Source organism: Streptomyces sp. Root1304 (assembly GCF_001426405.1).
Lineage (GTDB): Bacteria > Actinomycetota > Actinomycetes > Streptomycetales > Streptomycetaceae > Streptomyces.
Genome location: NZ_LMEP01000002.1, coordinates 50,434 through 64,395, shown reverse-complemented (window position 1 = coordinate 64,395; position 13,962 = coordinate 50,434). Strand labels below are relative to the sequence as shown.

Sequence of the window (13,962 nt, the reverse complement as noted above, 5' to 3'; positions counted from 1 at the left end):
CCGCGGTGAACTGACGTGCCGTCACGAATGTGATCTTCGCGTGATCGTGCGGCCGCCGACTTGTGATGAGTGTTCGAATGCGGCTACGTTTCGCGGCAGTCTCAGCCGTCACGCGAAAGGCGCTCCTATGCGTTCCGGGAACGGACGACACCGTCGCCCCCGTCAGGCCCCCGCCCTCGTCGTCGCCGCGGGCGTGACCGGATCCGCCATGGCGCTGCCGCTGCTCGCCACCGGATCCGCCTCCGCCGCCGACGCCGCCACCTGGGACCGGGTCGCCGAGTGCGAGTCCGGCGGCCAGTGGAGCGCCAACTTCGGCAACGGCATGTACGGCGGGCTCCAGTTCACCCAGGACAGCTGGGAGCGCCACGGCGGTCTGGTGTACGCGCCCAGCCCCGACCTGGCCAGCCGCGCCCAGCAGATCGCGGTGGCCGAGAAGGCGCTCGCGAAGGGCTCCCTGGAGTGGGCGACCTGCGCTCCGATCGCCGGCCTGAAGAACGACGGCACGGCCCCCGGAGTGAACCCGGGCCCGACCGCGCTGCCGAAGGCCTCCACGGGCCCGGTCGCCGAGTCGAACCGGACCTCGGGCCTGCCGTCCTCCGACACCGCGGGGACGGCGACGCCGGGGGCGGAGCAGGACGCCCGTACGGCCACGCCCGCCGCTCCCGGCACGCCGGCCGCGCCGGTGACCCCGACCGCGCCGACGACGCCTCCGGCGGCCACGACGCCGGGTACGCCCACCACGCCGGTGACCCCCGGCGCGCCGACCACTCCGGCAGTGCCCGATACGTCGGTTACGCCGGACACATCCGTTACGCCCGGCCTGCCGGGTGGTGACGTGTCGTCGGCCACTCCCGGGACCGGGAAGCACCGGGGCGGGGCCGCTCCGGAGGGGAGCGCGAAGCCGGACACTTCGCCCGAATCGGGCCGACACGCCTCGACCGGTGTCGAGCTGGCGGAGGACACCGCGGCGAAGCCCGCCCCTGACGCCACGAAGGATTCGGGCGCAACGGACACTTCCGGCACTTCGGGCGCGTACACCGTGCGGCCGGGTGACAGCCTGTCCGACATCGCGCAGGAGAACGAACTCCCCGGAGGCTGGACGGCGCTCTATGACGCCAACCGCGGGACCGTGGGCATCGATCCGAACCTCATCCTGCCTGGTCAGAGCCTCGACCTGACGAACGGTTCGGCCGCGAAGGCGGAGTGATTCGGGGTCAAATGTCCGGTTCTGGGCAAGTGAGACATGGGTCTCTTCGCCCCAACTGGCGTGTCCCGTCCGCGAAATCCGCCCCCATCACCTCTCACCTGCACAAACACGCCCAACCGGAAGGCAAGCAGGGGCGATATTTCCGCAATACGCCTCTTTGAACTTCCGGTGGGTCTGTGTCTACGGTCGTCACCGCTCGCCACCGCGGGCCCCGTCGACCGAAACGCCGAATCCTGCCGTCGGCCGATGGGAACAGTCGTCGCGTCAGCGCCGAAGGCAGGAGTGGGGGACCCAAGGTAAGTGCCTGTCCCGGCCGTTGAGAAAGACGGCCGACGACCGGCTTGGGGTGAAGCCGCGTGCAAGGACACGCGGCCGGGCAACTTTCCGGCCCGAACCCGACAGCTCACCTCACAGGCGTCGGTGAGGAGTATTTCCATGCTGTTTTCCGGTAAGGGCAAACACCGTCGTCCCTCCAAGGCCACCCAGGTCGCCACGCTCGTCGGCGTCACCGGTGTCGCCGTCGCCGCCCCGCTGATGACCGCGGGCACCGCGTCGGCCGCCACGGTCTCCGAGTGGGACCGCGTCGCCCAGTGCGAGTCCGGCGGCAACTGGTCCATCAACACGGGCAACGGCTACTACGGCGGCCTGCAGTTCTCGGCCTCCACCTGGGCCGCGTACGGCGGCACCGCCTACGCCTCGACCGCCAACCAGGCGTCGAAGTCCCAGCAGATCGCCATCGGCGAGAAGGTCCTCGCGGGCCAGGGCAAGGGCGCGTGGCCGAGCTGCGGCGTGGGCCTCTCCGGTGCCTCCTACGACGGCGGCGCCGCCGAGAGCACCCCGAAGACCGTCACCCAGCAGCCGCGCCAGCAGCCGAAGCAGGAGCGGAAGGCCGAGCAGCCGACCACCCGCAGCGAGCAGCGCCAGGTCCCGAAGAAGGCCACGCAGCAGCAGGCCGCCCCGAAGGCCGCCAAGCAGACCGTCACCACCCCGACCGGCAAGACGGTCAAGAAGGGCGACGGCGAGTACAAGGTCGCGGCCGGCGACACCCTCAGCAAGATCGCCCAGGCGCACGGCGTCAAGGGCGGCTGGGCCAAGCTCTTCGAGCTGAACAAGGACGTCGTCGAGAACGCCGACCTGATCTACCCGGGCCAGCAGCTCCACCTGAAGTAAGGCCCGGCGGCCCCCCGTGAGTCCGGCGGCTCACGCGGGCCCCACGACCCTCCCGCGGTGACCACCCCGGCCCCGACGCGCCCTTCCCCCGTGCGCGCCGGGGCCGGGGTTCCCCCGTTCCAGGGGCCACTTTGCGGTTACTGTCCAGTAGATCCGGGGTCCTTCGTCCCGGGATGCATGCCCTTGGGTCCTTTTTCGTCCCAGCGGGCGGGCGCCCGGCTGGCCGGAGCCTCCGAGCCGGTTAGGCTCTTGTCGCAAGGCCGGTCGACCCTGCACCGGCCATGCGTCACATCCAGCGTCACATCCCAAAAAGGAGATGCTCGTGCCGTCCATCGACGTCGTCGTAGCCCGGGAAATCCTGGACTCCCGAGGCAACCCCACGGTCGAGGTCGAGGTCGGCCTCGACGACGGCAGCACCGGTCGTGCTGCTGTTCCGTCCGGCGCCTCCACCGGTGCGTTCGAGGCCATCGAGCTTCGCGACGGTGACCCGAACCGCTACCTGGGCAAGGGTGTCGAGAAGGCCGTCCTCGCCGTCATCGAGCAGATCGGCCCGGAGCTCGTCGGCTACGACGCCACCGAGCAGCGCCTGATCGACCAGGCCATGTTCGACCTGGACGCCACCGAGAACAAGGGCTCCCTCGGCGCCAACGCCATCCTGGGCGTCTCCCTCGCCGTCGCGCACGCCGCGTCCGAGGCCTCGGACCTCCCGCTCTTCCGCTACCTCGGCGGCCCGAACGCGCACCTGCTGCCCGTTCCGATGATGAACATCCTCAACGGTGGGTCGCACGCCGACTCCAACGTCGACATCCAGGAGTTCATGATCGCCCCGATCGGCGCGGAGTCCTTCTCCGAGGCCCTCCGCTGGGGCGCCGAGATCTACCACACGCTCAAGGCCGTGCTGAAGCGCAAGGGCCTCTCCACCGGCCTCGGCGACGAGGGCGGCTTCGCCCCGAACCTCGAGTCGAACCGCGCCGCCCTCGACCTCATCGTCGAGGCCATCAAGGAGGCCGGCTACACCCCGGGCTCCGATGTCGCGCTCGCGCTCGACGTCGCCGCGTCCGAGTTCTACAAGGACGGCAAGTACGAGTTCGAGGGCAAGTCCCGCTCGGCCGCCGAGATGACCGAGTACTACGAGGAGCTCGTCGCCGCGTACCCGATGGTCTCCATCGAGGACCCGCTGTTCGAGGACGACTGGGCGGGCTGGAAGGTCCTCACCGACAAGCTGGGCGCCAAGGTCCAGATCGTCGGCGACGACCTCTTCGTCACCAACCCGGAGCGTCTGGCCCGCGGCATCGAGGAGGGCACCGCGAACGCCCTCCTGGTCAAGGTCAACCAGATCGGCTCGCTGACCGAGACGCTGGACGCCGTCGAGCTGGCCCAGCGCAACGGCTTCAAGTGCATGATGTCCCACCGCTCCGGCGAGACCGAGGACGTCACCATCGCCGACCTCGCCGTCGCCGTGAACTGCGGTCAGATCAAGACCGGCGCCCCGGCCCGCTCGGACCGCGTCGCCAAGTACAACCAGCTGCTGCGCATCGAGGAGATCCTCGACGACGCCGCCGTCTACGCCGGCCGCAGCGCCTTCCCGCGCTTCAAGGGCTGACACCAGGTCTCATCCCTACGTCCCCGCACTCGGTCCCGTACCGTGTGCGGGGACGTCCGCGTGAACAGGGGAGGCGACACGACATGGCCGCGAAGGACCGGGACCGGTTCTCGACCGCGACCCGGATCAGACTGCTCGGCGAGCAGACCGCCGCCCGTGTCTACCGCTCCCAGACGCGCCGTCAGGCCCGCCGCTCCCGGCTCACCGGCCGCGCGGCCTTCCTCGCCCTGGTCGTCTGCTCCCTCGTCGTGGCGCTCGCCTACCCGATGCGGAGCTACGTCTCCCAGCAGGGCGAGATCGCCGACCAGGAGCGCAAGGCCGCCGAGGCCGCCCGGCGGGTCGAGGAGCTCAGGGACGAGAAGGCCCGCCTCCAGGACCCGGCCTACGTCCGCCGCCTCGCCCGCGAGCACCTGCACTACCTGCTGCCCGGCGAGACCGGCTTCACCGTGAACGACCCCGACGCGGAGCAACGGCCCCGCACCGACCAGGGCGCGGCGGACCGCCCCTGGTACGACAACCTCTGGGACGGCGTCGACCACGCCGACCGCCCCTGACCCCTCCTCCGCGACAACGAGCAAGGCAACCGAAGACATGGAAACGCCCCCTCCGCAGACCGAACGCACCGAGCCCACCGAGCGGGACATCGCCGCCTTCGAGCTCCAGCTCGGCCGGCCGCCCCGCGGCCTGCGCGCCATCGCGCACCGCTGCCCGTGCGGCAACCCGGACGTCGTCGAGACCGCGCCCCGGCTCCCCGACGGCACGCCGTTCCCGACCACGTACTACCTGACCTGCCCCCGGGCGGCCTCGGCCATCGGGACGCTGGAGGCCAACGGGGTCATGAAGGAGATGCAGGCCCGGCTCGCCACCGACCCGGAGCTGGCCGCCGCCTACCGGGCCGCGCACGAGGACTACATCGCCCGCCGTGACGCCATCGAGGTCCTTGAGGGCTTCCCGAGCGCCGGCGGCATGCCGGACCGGGTCAAGTGCCTGCACGTCCTCGTCGGCCACTCGCTGGCCGCCGGCCCCGGCGTGAACCCCTTCGGCGACGAGGCCCTCGCGATGCTGCCGGAGTGGTGGGCGAAGGGCGCCTGCGTCACCCCCTGCGCCGACAGGGAAGCCGACAGGGAAGAAGGAGAGAAGTGACCCGGGTCGCCGGAATCGACTGCGGTACGAACTCCATCCGCCTCCTCGTCGCCGACGTCCACCCGGAGACGGGCGAGCTGATCGAGCTGGACCGGCGGATGACGATCGTCCGCCTCGGCCAGGGCGTCGACAAGACGGGCCGGCTGGCCCCCGAGGCCCTGGAGCGCACCTTCGCGGCCTGCCGCGCGTACGCCGAGGTCATCGAGGAGCTGGGCGTCGAGAAGCTCCGCTTCGTCGCCACCTCCGCCTCCCGCGACGCCGAGAACCGCGCGGACTTCGTGAACGGGGTCGTGGAGATCCTCGGCGTCGAGCCCGAGGTCATCACCGGCGACCAGGAGGCCGCGTTCTCCTTCACCGGCGCCACCGGCGAGCTGCACGGCACCGAGACCTACCTCGTCGTGGACATCGGCGGCGGCTCCACCGAGTTCGTCACCGGCAACCAGCACGTCGAGGCGGCCCGCTCGGTCGACATCGGCTGCGTCCGGCTCACCGAGCGGCACGTCCGGCACGACCCGCCGACCGCCGAGGAGGCCGACGCGATCCGCGCCGACGTCCGCGCGGCGCTCGACCTGGCCGCCGAGACCGTGCCGATCGACAGCGCCGGGACCCTCGTCGGCCTGGCCGGCTCGGTGACCACGGTCGCCGCCATCGCCCTCGGCCTCCCGGAGTACGACTCCGAGAAGGTCCACCACTCCCGGATCTCCGCCGCGCGGATCGCCGAGGTCACCGACCGGCTGCTCGCCTCCACCCACGCCGAACGGGCCGCGATCCCGGTCATCCACCCCGGCCGGGTCGACGTGATCATCGCCGGCGCGCTCGTCCTCAGGGAGATCGTCGAGCGGGTCGGAGCCCACGAGGTCGTCGTCAGCGAGCACGACATCCTCGATGGGATCGCCCTATCCGTCGCATAGCGGGCGTCTATCGAGCCTCCCGGCGACACCCCGTCGGGAAAGTTCGTGAAGTTCTTCACAAGGAAAAGGGCCCCGAGGGCGTCCGAGGGGGGTCTTTAGGCCCTCCGAGGGTTGCCCCGGGGCCCTTTCGCAGGCGCGGAGGCCGATTCGCTCGATGTTTCCATCGTGTGAACGGGTGCCCCGGTTCAGCGTTAACGGAGGCTCTCCTGGCCAGTTCACAAGGGGTGAACAACGTTCGCCCCCGCACTCCGGTTCCTTTGCACCACCATGACATGGATCACGTGGGCGGCGGAGTGTAGCAGAGGTACCCGGAGACCTTGTGAAGGGGCGCACGAGCACCCCCCTGGGGCGGGGTGGATACTCGATGGCATGAGCACCACGGAGCGTCCCAGGATCCTCGTAGTAGGCGGCGGGTACGTAGGCCTGTACGCAGCTCGGCGCATCCTCAAGAAGATGCGCTACGCGGAGGCGACCGTCACGGTCGTCGACCCGCGGTCGTACATGACCTACCAGCCCTTCCTCCCCGAAGCCGCCGCCGGCAGCATCTCGCCGCGCCACGTCGTCGTCCCGCTGCGACGCGTCGTGCGCGGAGCCGAGGTGCTCACCGGCCGGGTCACCACCATCGACCAGGACCGCAAGGTCGCCACGATCGCGCCGCTCGTCGGCGAGGCGTACGAGCTGCCCTTCGACTACCTGGTCATCGCGATGGGCGCGGTCTCCCGTACCTTCCCGATCCCCGGCCTCGCCGAGCAGGGCATCGGCATGAAGGGCATCGAGGAGGCCATCGGCCTGCGCAACCACGTCCTCGAGCAGCTCGACAAGGCCGACTCGACCACCGACGAGGATGTCCGCCGCAAGGCGCTGACCTTCGTCTTCGTGGGCGGCGGCTTCGCCGGCGCGGAGACCATCGGCGAGGTCGAGGACATGGCCCGCGACGCGGCGAAGTACTACCAGAACGTGAAGCGCGAGGACATGCGCTTCATCCTGGTCGACGCCGCCGACAAGATCCTTCCCGAGGTCGGCCCGAAGCTGGGCCAGTACGGCAAGGAGCACCTCGAGAGCCGCGGCATCGAGATCTACCTCCAGACCTCGATGGACTCCTGCGTCGACGGCCACGTCGTGCTGAAGAACGGCCTCGAGGTCGACTCCAGCACCATCGTGTGGACCGCCGGTGTGAAGCCGAACCCGGCGCTCTCCCGCTTCGGTCTGCCGCTCGGCCCCCGCGGCCACGTGGACTGCAACGAGAAGCTCCAGATCAACGGCCTCGACTACGCCTGGGCCGCGGGCGACAACGCCCAGGTCCCGGACCTGGCCGCGATGAAGGCCGGCGTCCCGGCCGAGCGCGCCTGGTGCCCGCCGAACGCCCAGCACGCGCTGCGCCAGGCCAAGGTCCTCGGCGACAACGTGGTGTCCGGCATGCGCGGCTTCCCGCAGAAGGAGTACGCGCACGCCAACAAGGGCGCCGTCGCGGGTCTCGGCCTGCACAAGGGCGTCGCGATGATCGTCATGGGCAAGATGAAGATCAAGCTCAAGGGCCGTCTCGCCTGGTACATGCACCGTGGCTACCACGGCATGGCGATGCCGACCTGGAACCGCAAGATCCGCATCTTCGCCGACTGGACCCTCGGCATGTTCCTCAAGCGCGAGGTCGTCTCCCTGGGCGCCATGGAGACCCCGCGCGAGGAGTTCTACGAGGCCGCCAAGCCCGCCCCCGCGCCGGCCGCCCCGGCGCAGGAGAAGGCCAAGGCCTCCTAGCGCACCCGCAGCACGCAGTACCCGCAGTACCCGAAAGGGCCGTCCGCCATCCGTGGTGCGGACGGCCCTTCGCGTGTTTTGCCGAGTTGTTGCGCTGCGGCGGGACTGCAAACGCCTACCGACGGTGTTCCCTTGGTGACGAGCATTTCTGGGGCACGAGATCACGGAGGTGTGCACCATGGCCGACGCCGCGTCGCGGCTGACGACTCTCGCCGAGGAGCTGCTGGGAGGGCCGCTCCCGGTACGACTGCGAGCCTGGGACGGCAGCGAGGCCGGTCCCCCCGGAGGCCCCGTCCTGATCGTCCGCGACCGCCGAGCCCTGCGGAGGATGATCTGGAAGCCCGGCGAACTGGGCCTGGCCCGCGCCTGGGTGGCCGGGGAACTCGACGTCGAGGGTGACCTGTACGCCCTCCTGGACGGGCTCTCGGGCCTTCTCTGGGAGCGGGAGGGCGACACCAGGAGCCTGCTCGCGTCCGCGCGCGACCCCAGGCTCCGCGCCGCCGCCCGCAGCCTGCTGCGCCTCGCCGGGCCGCTGCCGCCCCCGCAGCCGCCGGCCGAGGAGATGCGGGGCCGCAGCGGCGGCCGTCACAGCAGGCGCAGGGACAAGCAGGCGATCAGTCACCACTACGACGTGGGCAACGACTTCTACGAGCTGGTCCTCGGCCCGTCGATGGTCTACTCGTGCGCGTACTGGGCCTCCGACGGTCCCGACGCGACCCTGGAGGACGCCCAGCGCGACAAGCTGGACCTCATCGCCCGCAAGCTGAACCTCAAGGAGGGCGACCGGCTCCTCGACGTGGGCTGCGGCTGGGGCTCCATGGCCGTCCACGCCGCCCGCGAGTACGGCGCCCGGGTCGTCGGCATCACCCTCTCCCGCGAGCAGGCCGCGTACGCCCGCAAGCGGATCGCCGAGGAGGGCCTGACCGACCTGATCGAGATCCGCGTCCAGGACTACCGGGACGTCACGGACGGCCCGTACGACGCGATCTCCTCGATCGGCATGGCCGAGCACGTCGGCGCCGTGAAGTACCGGGAGTACGCCGACATCCTCCACGGGCTCCTCAGGCCCGGCGGGCGGCTCCTGAACCACCAGATCTCGCGGCGCCCCGAGCCCGACGAGGAGGCGTACGAGGTCGACGAGTTCATCGACGCGTACGTCTTCCCCGACGGGGAGCTCGCCCCGATGGGCCGGACGCTGACCACCCTGGAGGACGCCGGCTTCGAGGTCAGGGACGTGGAGGCGATCCGCGAGCACTACGCGCTCACCCTGCGCCGCTGGGTGGCCAACCTGGAGCGGGAGTGGGACCGGGCGGTCCGGCTCACCTCGCCGGGCCGGGCGAGGATCTGGCGGCTCTACATGGCGGCCTCCGCCGTCTCCTTCGAGCGCAACCGGATCGGCGTGAACCAGTTCCTCGCCGTGAAGACCCCGGTCTCGGGGAAGAGCGGCACGGCGCTGAGGCCGCGCGTCTGGGACGAGCGGGTCTGACGCGGGTACGACGAAGGGCCGGTCCCCCCAGCGGGGAGACCGGCCCTTCCGTGTCCCGCGTGAGGACTACTCGGCCTTGATCGCGGAGAGCATGTTCAGCTTCGCCGCGCTCCGGGCGGGCCACAGGGAGGCGAGGACGCCGACCAGGGCGGCCAGGACCAGGAAGAGTCCGATCCGGTCCCAGGGCAGGACCAGCGCGTAGTCCGGCAGGCTGCTCTTCACGGTCTCGCCGATGGCCCAGCCGAGGAAGGTGCCGAGGCCGATGCCGACGACCGCGCCGAACACCGAGATGACCACGGCCTCCAGACGGACCATCCGCTTCACCCGGCGCCGGTCGAGACCGATCGCCCGCAGCATGCCGATCTCCTGCTGGCGCTCGAAGACCGACATCGCGAGGGTGTTGACGACACCGAGGACCGCGATGATCAGGGCCATGCCGAGCAGGCCGTACATGATGTTGAGCATCAGGTTGATCGGGCCGCCGAAGGTGTCACGGATCTCCTTGTGGTCCATGACCTGGATCGCCGGGTTGTCGCCCATGGCCTTCGACAGGGCCTGCTCGTGGGCCGCGCTCGCGCCGCCCTCGGTCGAGACGAAGATCTCGCGGATCTCCGCGCGCTCCTCGTGCGGGGTGAGCAGCTTGTGGTCGATCAGGACCGGCGAGACGAACTCGTTGCCCCGGAAGACCGCGCCGACGGTCAGCTTGCCCTTCTGCTTGTCGAGGTACTCGACCGGGACGGTGTCGCCGACCTTCAGGCCGCGCTTCTCCGCGACCTTCTCGTCGACGGCGATGCCGCCCTTGGCGAGGGTGGACAGCGAGCCGTTCACGACGGGGAGCTTGAGGACCTTGTCGATGTCGGCGGGGGAGACGCCGGAGGCCGAGACGTACGAGCCCTTGAGTTCGAGGGCGCCGGCCTGCTGCGGGGAGACGGCGGTGACGCCCGGGGCCTTCTCCAGGGCGGCCAGCGCCTCCTGGCTGAGGCTGTTGCCGCTGGCCATGGAGACCATGTAGTCGGCCTTGACCTGGTCGGTCGTGGCCTTGTCCACGGCCGAGCCGACGGTGGCGCCGAGCACCGAGAGGCCGGTGACCAGGGTCAGGCCGATGGCGAGCGCGGAGGCGGTGGCGCCGGTGCGGCGCGGGTTGCGGACCGCGTTGAGGCCGGCGAGCTTGCCGGAGACGCCGAAGAAGTTCACGAAGAGGGGGCGGATCAGGGCGATCACGGGCCGGGAGAGGAACGGGATCAGCACGATCACCCCGATGAGGGTGACGAACGCGCCGCCCGCGATGAGCATCCGGCCCTCGTCGCCGCCCTGTCCGGCTCCGAGCACGATCAGCACGGCGCCGATGGCGGTGAGCGCCGCGCCGATGGAGTTCCGTACGACGAGCGACTTGGTGGTCGCGGTGGCGTGGACGCTGTTCATGGCGGCGACCGGCGGGATCTTCGCGGCGCGGCGGCCGGGCAGCCAGGCGGCGAGCATCGTGATCAGGACGCCGACGGCGAAGGCGGAGACGACCGGGGTGGCACCGAGGACCAGGCCGCCGCCGGGCACCTTCATGTCGAAGGCGCTCATGGCCGAGCGGAGGCCGACGGCCAGGCCGACACCGAGGACGTAGCCGACGGCGGAGGCGAGCAGGCCGACCAGTCCGGCCTCGGCGAGGACGGAGCGGGTGATCTGCTTGCGCGAGGCACCGACCGCGCGCATCAGGGCCAGTTCCTTGGTGCGCTGGGCGACCAGCATGGTGAAGGTGTTGGAGATCAGGAAGATCCCGACGAAGAGCGCGATGCCCGCGAAGCCCAGGAGGATCTGGTTGAGCGCGCCGAGGCCGGACTCGATCTGCTTCGCCTGCTCGTCGGCGAGGGCCTGGCCGGTCTGCGCGGAGGCGGCCTTCGGGACGACCTTCACGACCTCGGCGAGGAGCTTGGCGTCGTCGGCGCCGGGGGCGGCGGTGACGGTCATGTCCCGGAAGTAGCCGGGCTTCAGGTAGAGCTTCTGGGCGACGGAGGTGTCGAAGACGACCAGGCTGCCGCCGGCGTTGACGGCGCCGTCCTCGGTGGTGAAGACACCGGAGAGGGTGTACTCCTTCACCGGGCCGTTGGTGGCGACGCGGACGGTGTCGCCGACCTTGTAGCCGCCCTTGTCGGCGGTGGCCCTGTCGAGCGCGACCTGTCCGGCGTCGGCCGGGCCCGTACCCGTGGTGAAGGAGTACGCGCGGTCCTTGCCGTCCTTGCCGGGGGCGAAGTTGGTGCCCTTGTTGGACCAGCCGCTGCCGATCAGCTTGCCGTCCTTGTCGGGCACACCGGCGAAGCCGTCGACGCGCGGGGTGACGGAGGCGACCCCGTCGAGCTTCGCGACCTTGTCGACGTCCTGCTGGGAGAGGCCGGGGGCCTTACGGGCCTCCTCGGCGTCCGGGTACATCTCGACGGCGACGGCGACGTCGTCGTAGCTCTTCGCCGACTGGTTGCGGAAGGCGCTGGAGAGGGTGTCGGTGAAGACGAGGGTGCCGGAGACGAAGGCCACGCCGAGCATCACGGCGAGGACGGTCATCAGCAGTCTCGCCTTGTGCGCGAGCACGTTGCGCAGGGCGGTACGGAACATGGGTGTGTCCTGGAGGAAAGAGGGACGGCGGGCGGGGCGGGGCTGCGCGGGGCGGTACCGGTTCGGGTCCGGTTCCGGCGCCGTCGGTCAGCTCGTGCGGCCCTTGGCGTCGAAGGCCTTCATGCGGTCGAGCACGCCGTCCGCGGTGGGGTGCAGCATCTCGTCGACGATCCGGCCGTCCGCGAGGAAGATCACGCGGTCCGCGTAGGAGGCGGCGACCGGGTCGTGGGTGACCATGACGACGGTCTGGCCCAGTTCCCGCACCGAGTTGCGGAGGAAGCCGAGGACCTCGGCGCCCGAGCGGGAGTCCAGGTTTCCGGTGGGCTCGTCGCCGAAGATGATCTCGGGGCGGGAGGCGAGGGCGCGGGCCACGGCCACGCGCTGCTGCTGGCCGCCGGAGAGCTCGGTGGGGCGGTGGGTGAGCCGGGCGGAGAGGCCGAGCATGTCGATGACCTGCTGGACCCACTGCTTGTCGGGCTTGCGGCCCGCGATGTCCATCGGCAGCGTGATGTTCTCCAGGGCGGTCAGGGTCGGCAGCAGGTTGAAGGCCTGGAAGATGAAGCCGATCTTGTCCCGGCGGAGCTGGGTGAGCTGCTTGTCCTTGAGGGTGGAGAGCTCCGTCTCGCCGATCCGGACGGAGCCGGAGGAGAAGGAGTCCAGGCCGGCGACGCAGTGCATCAGCGTCGACTTGCCGGAGCCCGAGGGGCCCATGATCGCGGTGAACTCGCCCTGGCGGAAGTCCACGGTGACATGGTCGAGGGCGACCACCTGGGTCTCGCCCTGTCCGTAGACCTTCGAGAGATCCGTGGCGCGGGCGGCCACCGCGGTGGCACGGGACACGGTGGGGGTGGTGGTCACGAGGGACTCCTGTCACTGCGGGGTTGTTGCGGGAACCCCTCCATCGTGTCGTTCGTTCGAGTCCGGAACGTCCGTCCCTGTGCCCGTTCCCGGGGCAGCCTGGAGTCGGACCGGGGACCCGGATCCTCCTCCTGAGGTATGACGGCCTCCCTGAGACGGGCCGGGACGGCGGGCTTCGGCCGACGTGACAGACGTGCGACGACTTTTCGTCATTCCAGGGGGTGCGGCTTTGCGCCTGCGACCCCCGTCACAGTTCGGCGAAAACGCCCCCACCTGCACTGACGCACCCTCAGACGTCAATAAAATAAGACAACATCGGGCCGATGTTCCGCTGAACGGGGGAAGCGTCCCGATAGGCTCATGTGCCAACGCGGAGCTTCGCGACGCCCGGATGGTGGAACGCAGACACGGCGAGCTTAAACCTCGCTGGCCTTCGGGCCGTACCGGTTCGAGTCCGGTTCCGGGCACCACGGTTTCGCTAGTGCGGCAGGTTGTCCAGCAGCCAGGAGCCGTACTCCTTCGAGAACAGCGAGCCGGCGGGGGCCGCCTCGCCGGCGTTCGTCAGGTCGGCCTCGTCCTCGTCCAGACCGTCGGCGGCGCCCTCGTCGAGCATCCTCAGGAACATCGGCGCCCGCGGCCTGCCGCCCAGACGCATGAGCTCGGCCTCCTCGTCCAGGTCCGGCACCGCGGCGTTGTACGAGAAGTACGCCCCGGTCCGGTGGTCCAGCCGCATGTACTCCATGCTCGCCAGGGCGTAGCGGGCGGCGAGCGCGCCCCGGCCGGTGCCGCCGACGGCCAGCGGGGTGTCGCCGGCGGCCTCGGCGATCACGCGCTGCACGGCTTCCTGGACGGCCCCGCCGTCGCCGGAGATGCCGGCGTCGGCGGGCAGGCCCACCAGGACCAGGTCACGGCCGCGCGCCCGCAGCTCGCTCAGGAACGCGTACGAGCCGTCCTCCAGGCTCGCGGCCAGCGCCGCCGGGTCCGTACCGGCGTCCCCGGCCAGGACGACGGGCCGGCTGAGGCCCCCGCCCGCCGTGAACACCCACGCGGTCCCGTTGCGCAGCTGCCAGGTCTCGTGCGGTGCGGTGGTCATCGGTTCTCCAGGGGAAGGGGGGTGGTGTCCCGGGTGAGCCTCGCGGAGCGGGGCCCTCCGGCGCCGACGAAGATCGAAAACTTACGGGAAAAGATCCTCCCCGAGCACTAGAGAGTTTCTTTTGCCTACGCATTACTC

Annotated in this window: 11 protein-coding genes, 1 tRNA gene and 1 riboswitch; of the genes, 9 read left to right on the top strand and 3 right to left on the bottom strand. The window is 70.6% G+C overall.

Features of this window, described 5'->3' with window-relative positions:
• Nucleotides 1-127: 127 nt before the first annotated feature.
• From ASD33_RS05265 to ASD33_RS05230, 8 genes are all read left to right on the top strand, one after another.
• Nucleotides 128-1,207 (top strand): transglycosylase family protein, encoded by a 1,080-nt coding sequence (locus ASD33_RS05265; RefSeq protein ID WP_056554105.1) that lies wholly within the window; start codon nucleotides 128-130, stop codon nucleotides 1,205-1,207.
• Nucleotides 1,208-1,465: 258 nt separating this feature from the next.
• A riboswitch (cyclic di-AMP (ydaO/yuaA leader) is annotated at nucleotides 1,466-1,639 on the top strand.
• A gap of 3 nt (nucleotides 1,640-1,642) precedes the next feature.
• Entirely contained in the window at nucleotides 1,643-2,377 is a 735-nt protein-coding gene (locus ASD33_RS05260) for a transglycosylase family protein (protein ID WP_056554102.1), read from the top strand.
• 316 nt (nucleotides 2,378-2,693) lie between these two features.
• On the top strand, nucleotides 2,694-3,980 hold the full coding sequence (gene eno / locus ASD33_RS05255; RefSeq protein WP_056554099.1) for a phosphopyruvate hydratase: 1,287 nt from the start codon (nucleotides 2,694-2,696) through the stop codon (nucleotides 3,978-3,980).
• Between the two features lie 83 nt (nucleotides 3,981-4,063).
• The gene (locus ASD33_RS05250) at nucleotides 4,064-4,534 is read left to right on the top strand and encodes a septum formation initiator family protein (RefSeq protein ID WP_056554096.1); all 471 of its coding nucleotides are present in this window, start codon (nucleotides 4,064-4,066) and stop codon (nucleotides 4,532-4,534) included.
• Between the two features lie 37 nt (nucleotides 4,535-4,571).
• Nucleotides 4,572-5,123, top strand: coding sequence for a DUF501 domain-containing protein (locus ASD33_RS05245; RefSeq protein ID WP_056554091.1), 552 nt, complete (start codon nucleotides 4,572-4,574; stop codon nucleotides 5,121-5,123).
• Nucleotides 5,120-6,034 carry a Ppx/GppA phosphatase family protein gene (locus tag ASD33_RS05240; protein ID WP_056554088.1) on the top strand — a complete coding sequence of 305 codons (915 nt, stop codon included), beginning with the start codon at nucleotides 5,120-5,122 and terminating at the stop codon, nucleotides 6,032-6,034. Before ASD33_RS05245 ends, ASD33_RS05240 begins: the two co-directional genes overlap by 4 nt.
• A 369-nt stretch (nucleotides 6,035-6,403) precedes the next feature.
• A complete protein-coding gene (locus ASD33_RS05235; RefSeq protein WP_079044568.1) occupies nucleotides 6,404-7,789 on the top strand; it encodes an NAD(P)/FAD-dependent oxidoreductase in 1,386 nt (461 codons plus the stop codon).
• Between the two features lie 178 nt (nucleotides 7,790-7,967).
• Nucleotides 7,968-9,275, top strand: a complete 1,308-nt coding sequence (locus ASD33_RS05230; RefSeq protein WP_056554082.1) for a cyclopropane-fatty-acyl-phospholipid synthase family protein — start codon at nucleotides 7,968-7,970, stop codon at nucleotides 9,273-9,275.
• A 66-nt stretch (nucleotides 9,276-9,341) separates the two neighbouring features.
• Here ASD33_RS05230 and ASD33_RS05225 read toward each other — a convergent pair whose 3' ends face one another.
• Both ASD33_RS05225 and ASD33_RS05220 read right to left on the bottom strand, forming a co-directional pair.
• On the bottom strand, nucleotides 9,342-11,873 hold the full coding sequence (locus tag ASD33_RS05225; RefSeq protein ID WP_056554078.1) for an ABC transporter permease: 2,532 nt from the start codon (nucleotides 11,871-11,873) through the stop codon (nucleotides 9,342-9,344).
• Between the two features lie 87 nt (nucleotides 11,874-11,960).
• On the bottom strand, nucleotides 11,961-12,731 hold the full coding sequence (locus ASD33_RS05220; protein WP_056554075.1) for an ABC transporter ATP-binding protein: 771 nt from the start codon (nucleotides 12,729-12,731) through the stop codon (nucleotides 11,961-11,963).
• Nucleotides 12,732-13,116: 385 nt separating this feature from the next.
• Between ASD33_RS05220 and ASD33_RS05215 the strand changes: the two genes are divergently transcribed.
• A tRNA-Leu gene (locus ASD33_RS05215) sits at nucleotides 13,117-13,201 on the top strand.
• Between the two features lie 8 nt (nucleotides 13,202-13,209).
• Here ASD33_RS05215 and ASD33_RS05210 read toward each other — a convergent pair.
• On the bottom strand, nucleotides 13,210-13,824 hold the full coding sequence (locus ASD33_RS05210) for a hypothetical protein (protein ID WP_056554072.1): 615 nt from the start codon (nucleotides 13,822-13,824) through the stop codon (nucleotides 13,210-13,212).
• Between the last annotated feature and the right edge of the window lie 138 nt (nucleotides 13,825-13,962).

Excerpts from the sequence above, each read along its gene's own strand:
- ASD33_RS05245 (WP_056554091.1), top strand. The coding sequence starts at position 4,572 with ATGGAAACGCCCCCTCCGCAGACCGAACGCACCGAGCCCACCGAGCGG.
- ASD33_RS05250 (WP_056554096.1), top strand. The coding sequence starts at position 4,064 with ATGGCCGCGAAGGACCGGGACCGGTTCTCGACCGCGACCCGGATCAGA.
- ASD33_RS05210 (WP_056554072.1), bottom strand. The coding sequence starts at position 13,824 with ATGACCACCGCACCGCACGAGACCTGGCAGCTGCGCAACGGGACCGCG.
- ASD33_RS05235 (WP_079044568.1), top strand. The coding sequence starts at position 6,404 with ATGAGCACCACGGAGCGTCCCAGGATCCTCGTAGTAGGCGGCGGGTAC.
- ASD33_RS05265 (WP_056554105.1), top strand. The coding sequence starts at position 128 with ATGCGTTCCGGGAACGGACGACACCGTCGCCCCCGTCAGGCCCCCGCC.
- ASD33_RS05260 (WP_056554102.1), top strand. The coding sequence starts at position 1,643 with ATGCTGTTTTCCGGTAAGGGCAAACACCGTCGTCCCTCCAAGGCCACC.
- ASD33_RS05230 (WP_056554082.1), top strand. The coding sequence starts at position 7,968 with ATGGCCGACGCCGCGTCGCGGCTGACGACTCTCGCCGAGGAGCTGCTG.
- eno (WP_056554099.1), top strand. The coding sequence starts at position 2,694 with ATGCTCGTGCCGTCCATCGACGTCGTCGTAGCCCGGGAAATCCTGGAC.
- ASD33_RS05225 (WP_056554078.1), bottom strand. The coding sequence starts at position 11,873 with ATGTTCCGTACCGCCCTGCGCAACGTGCTCGCGCACAAGGCGAGACTG.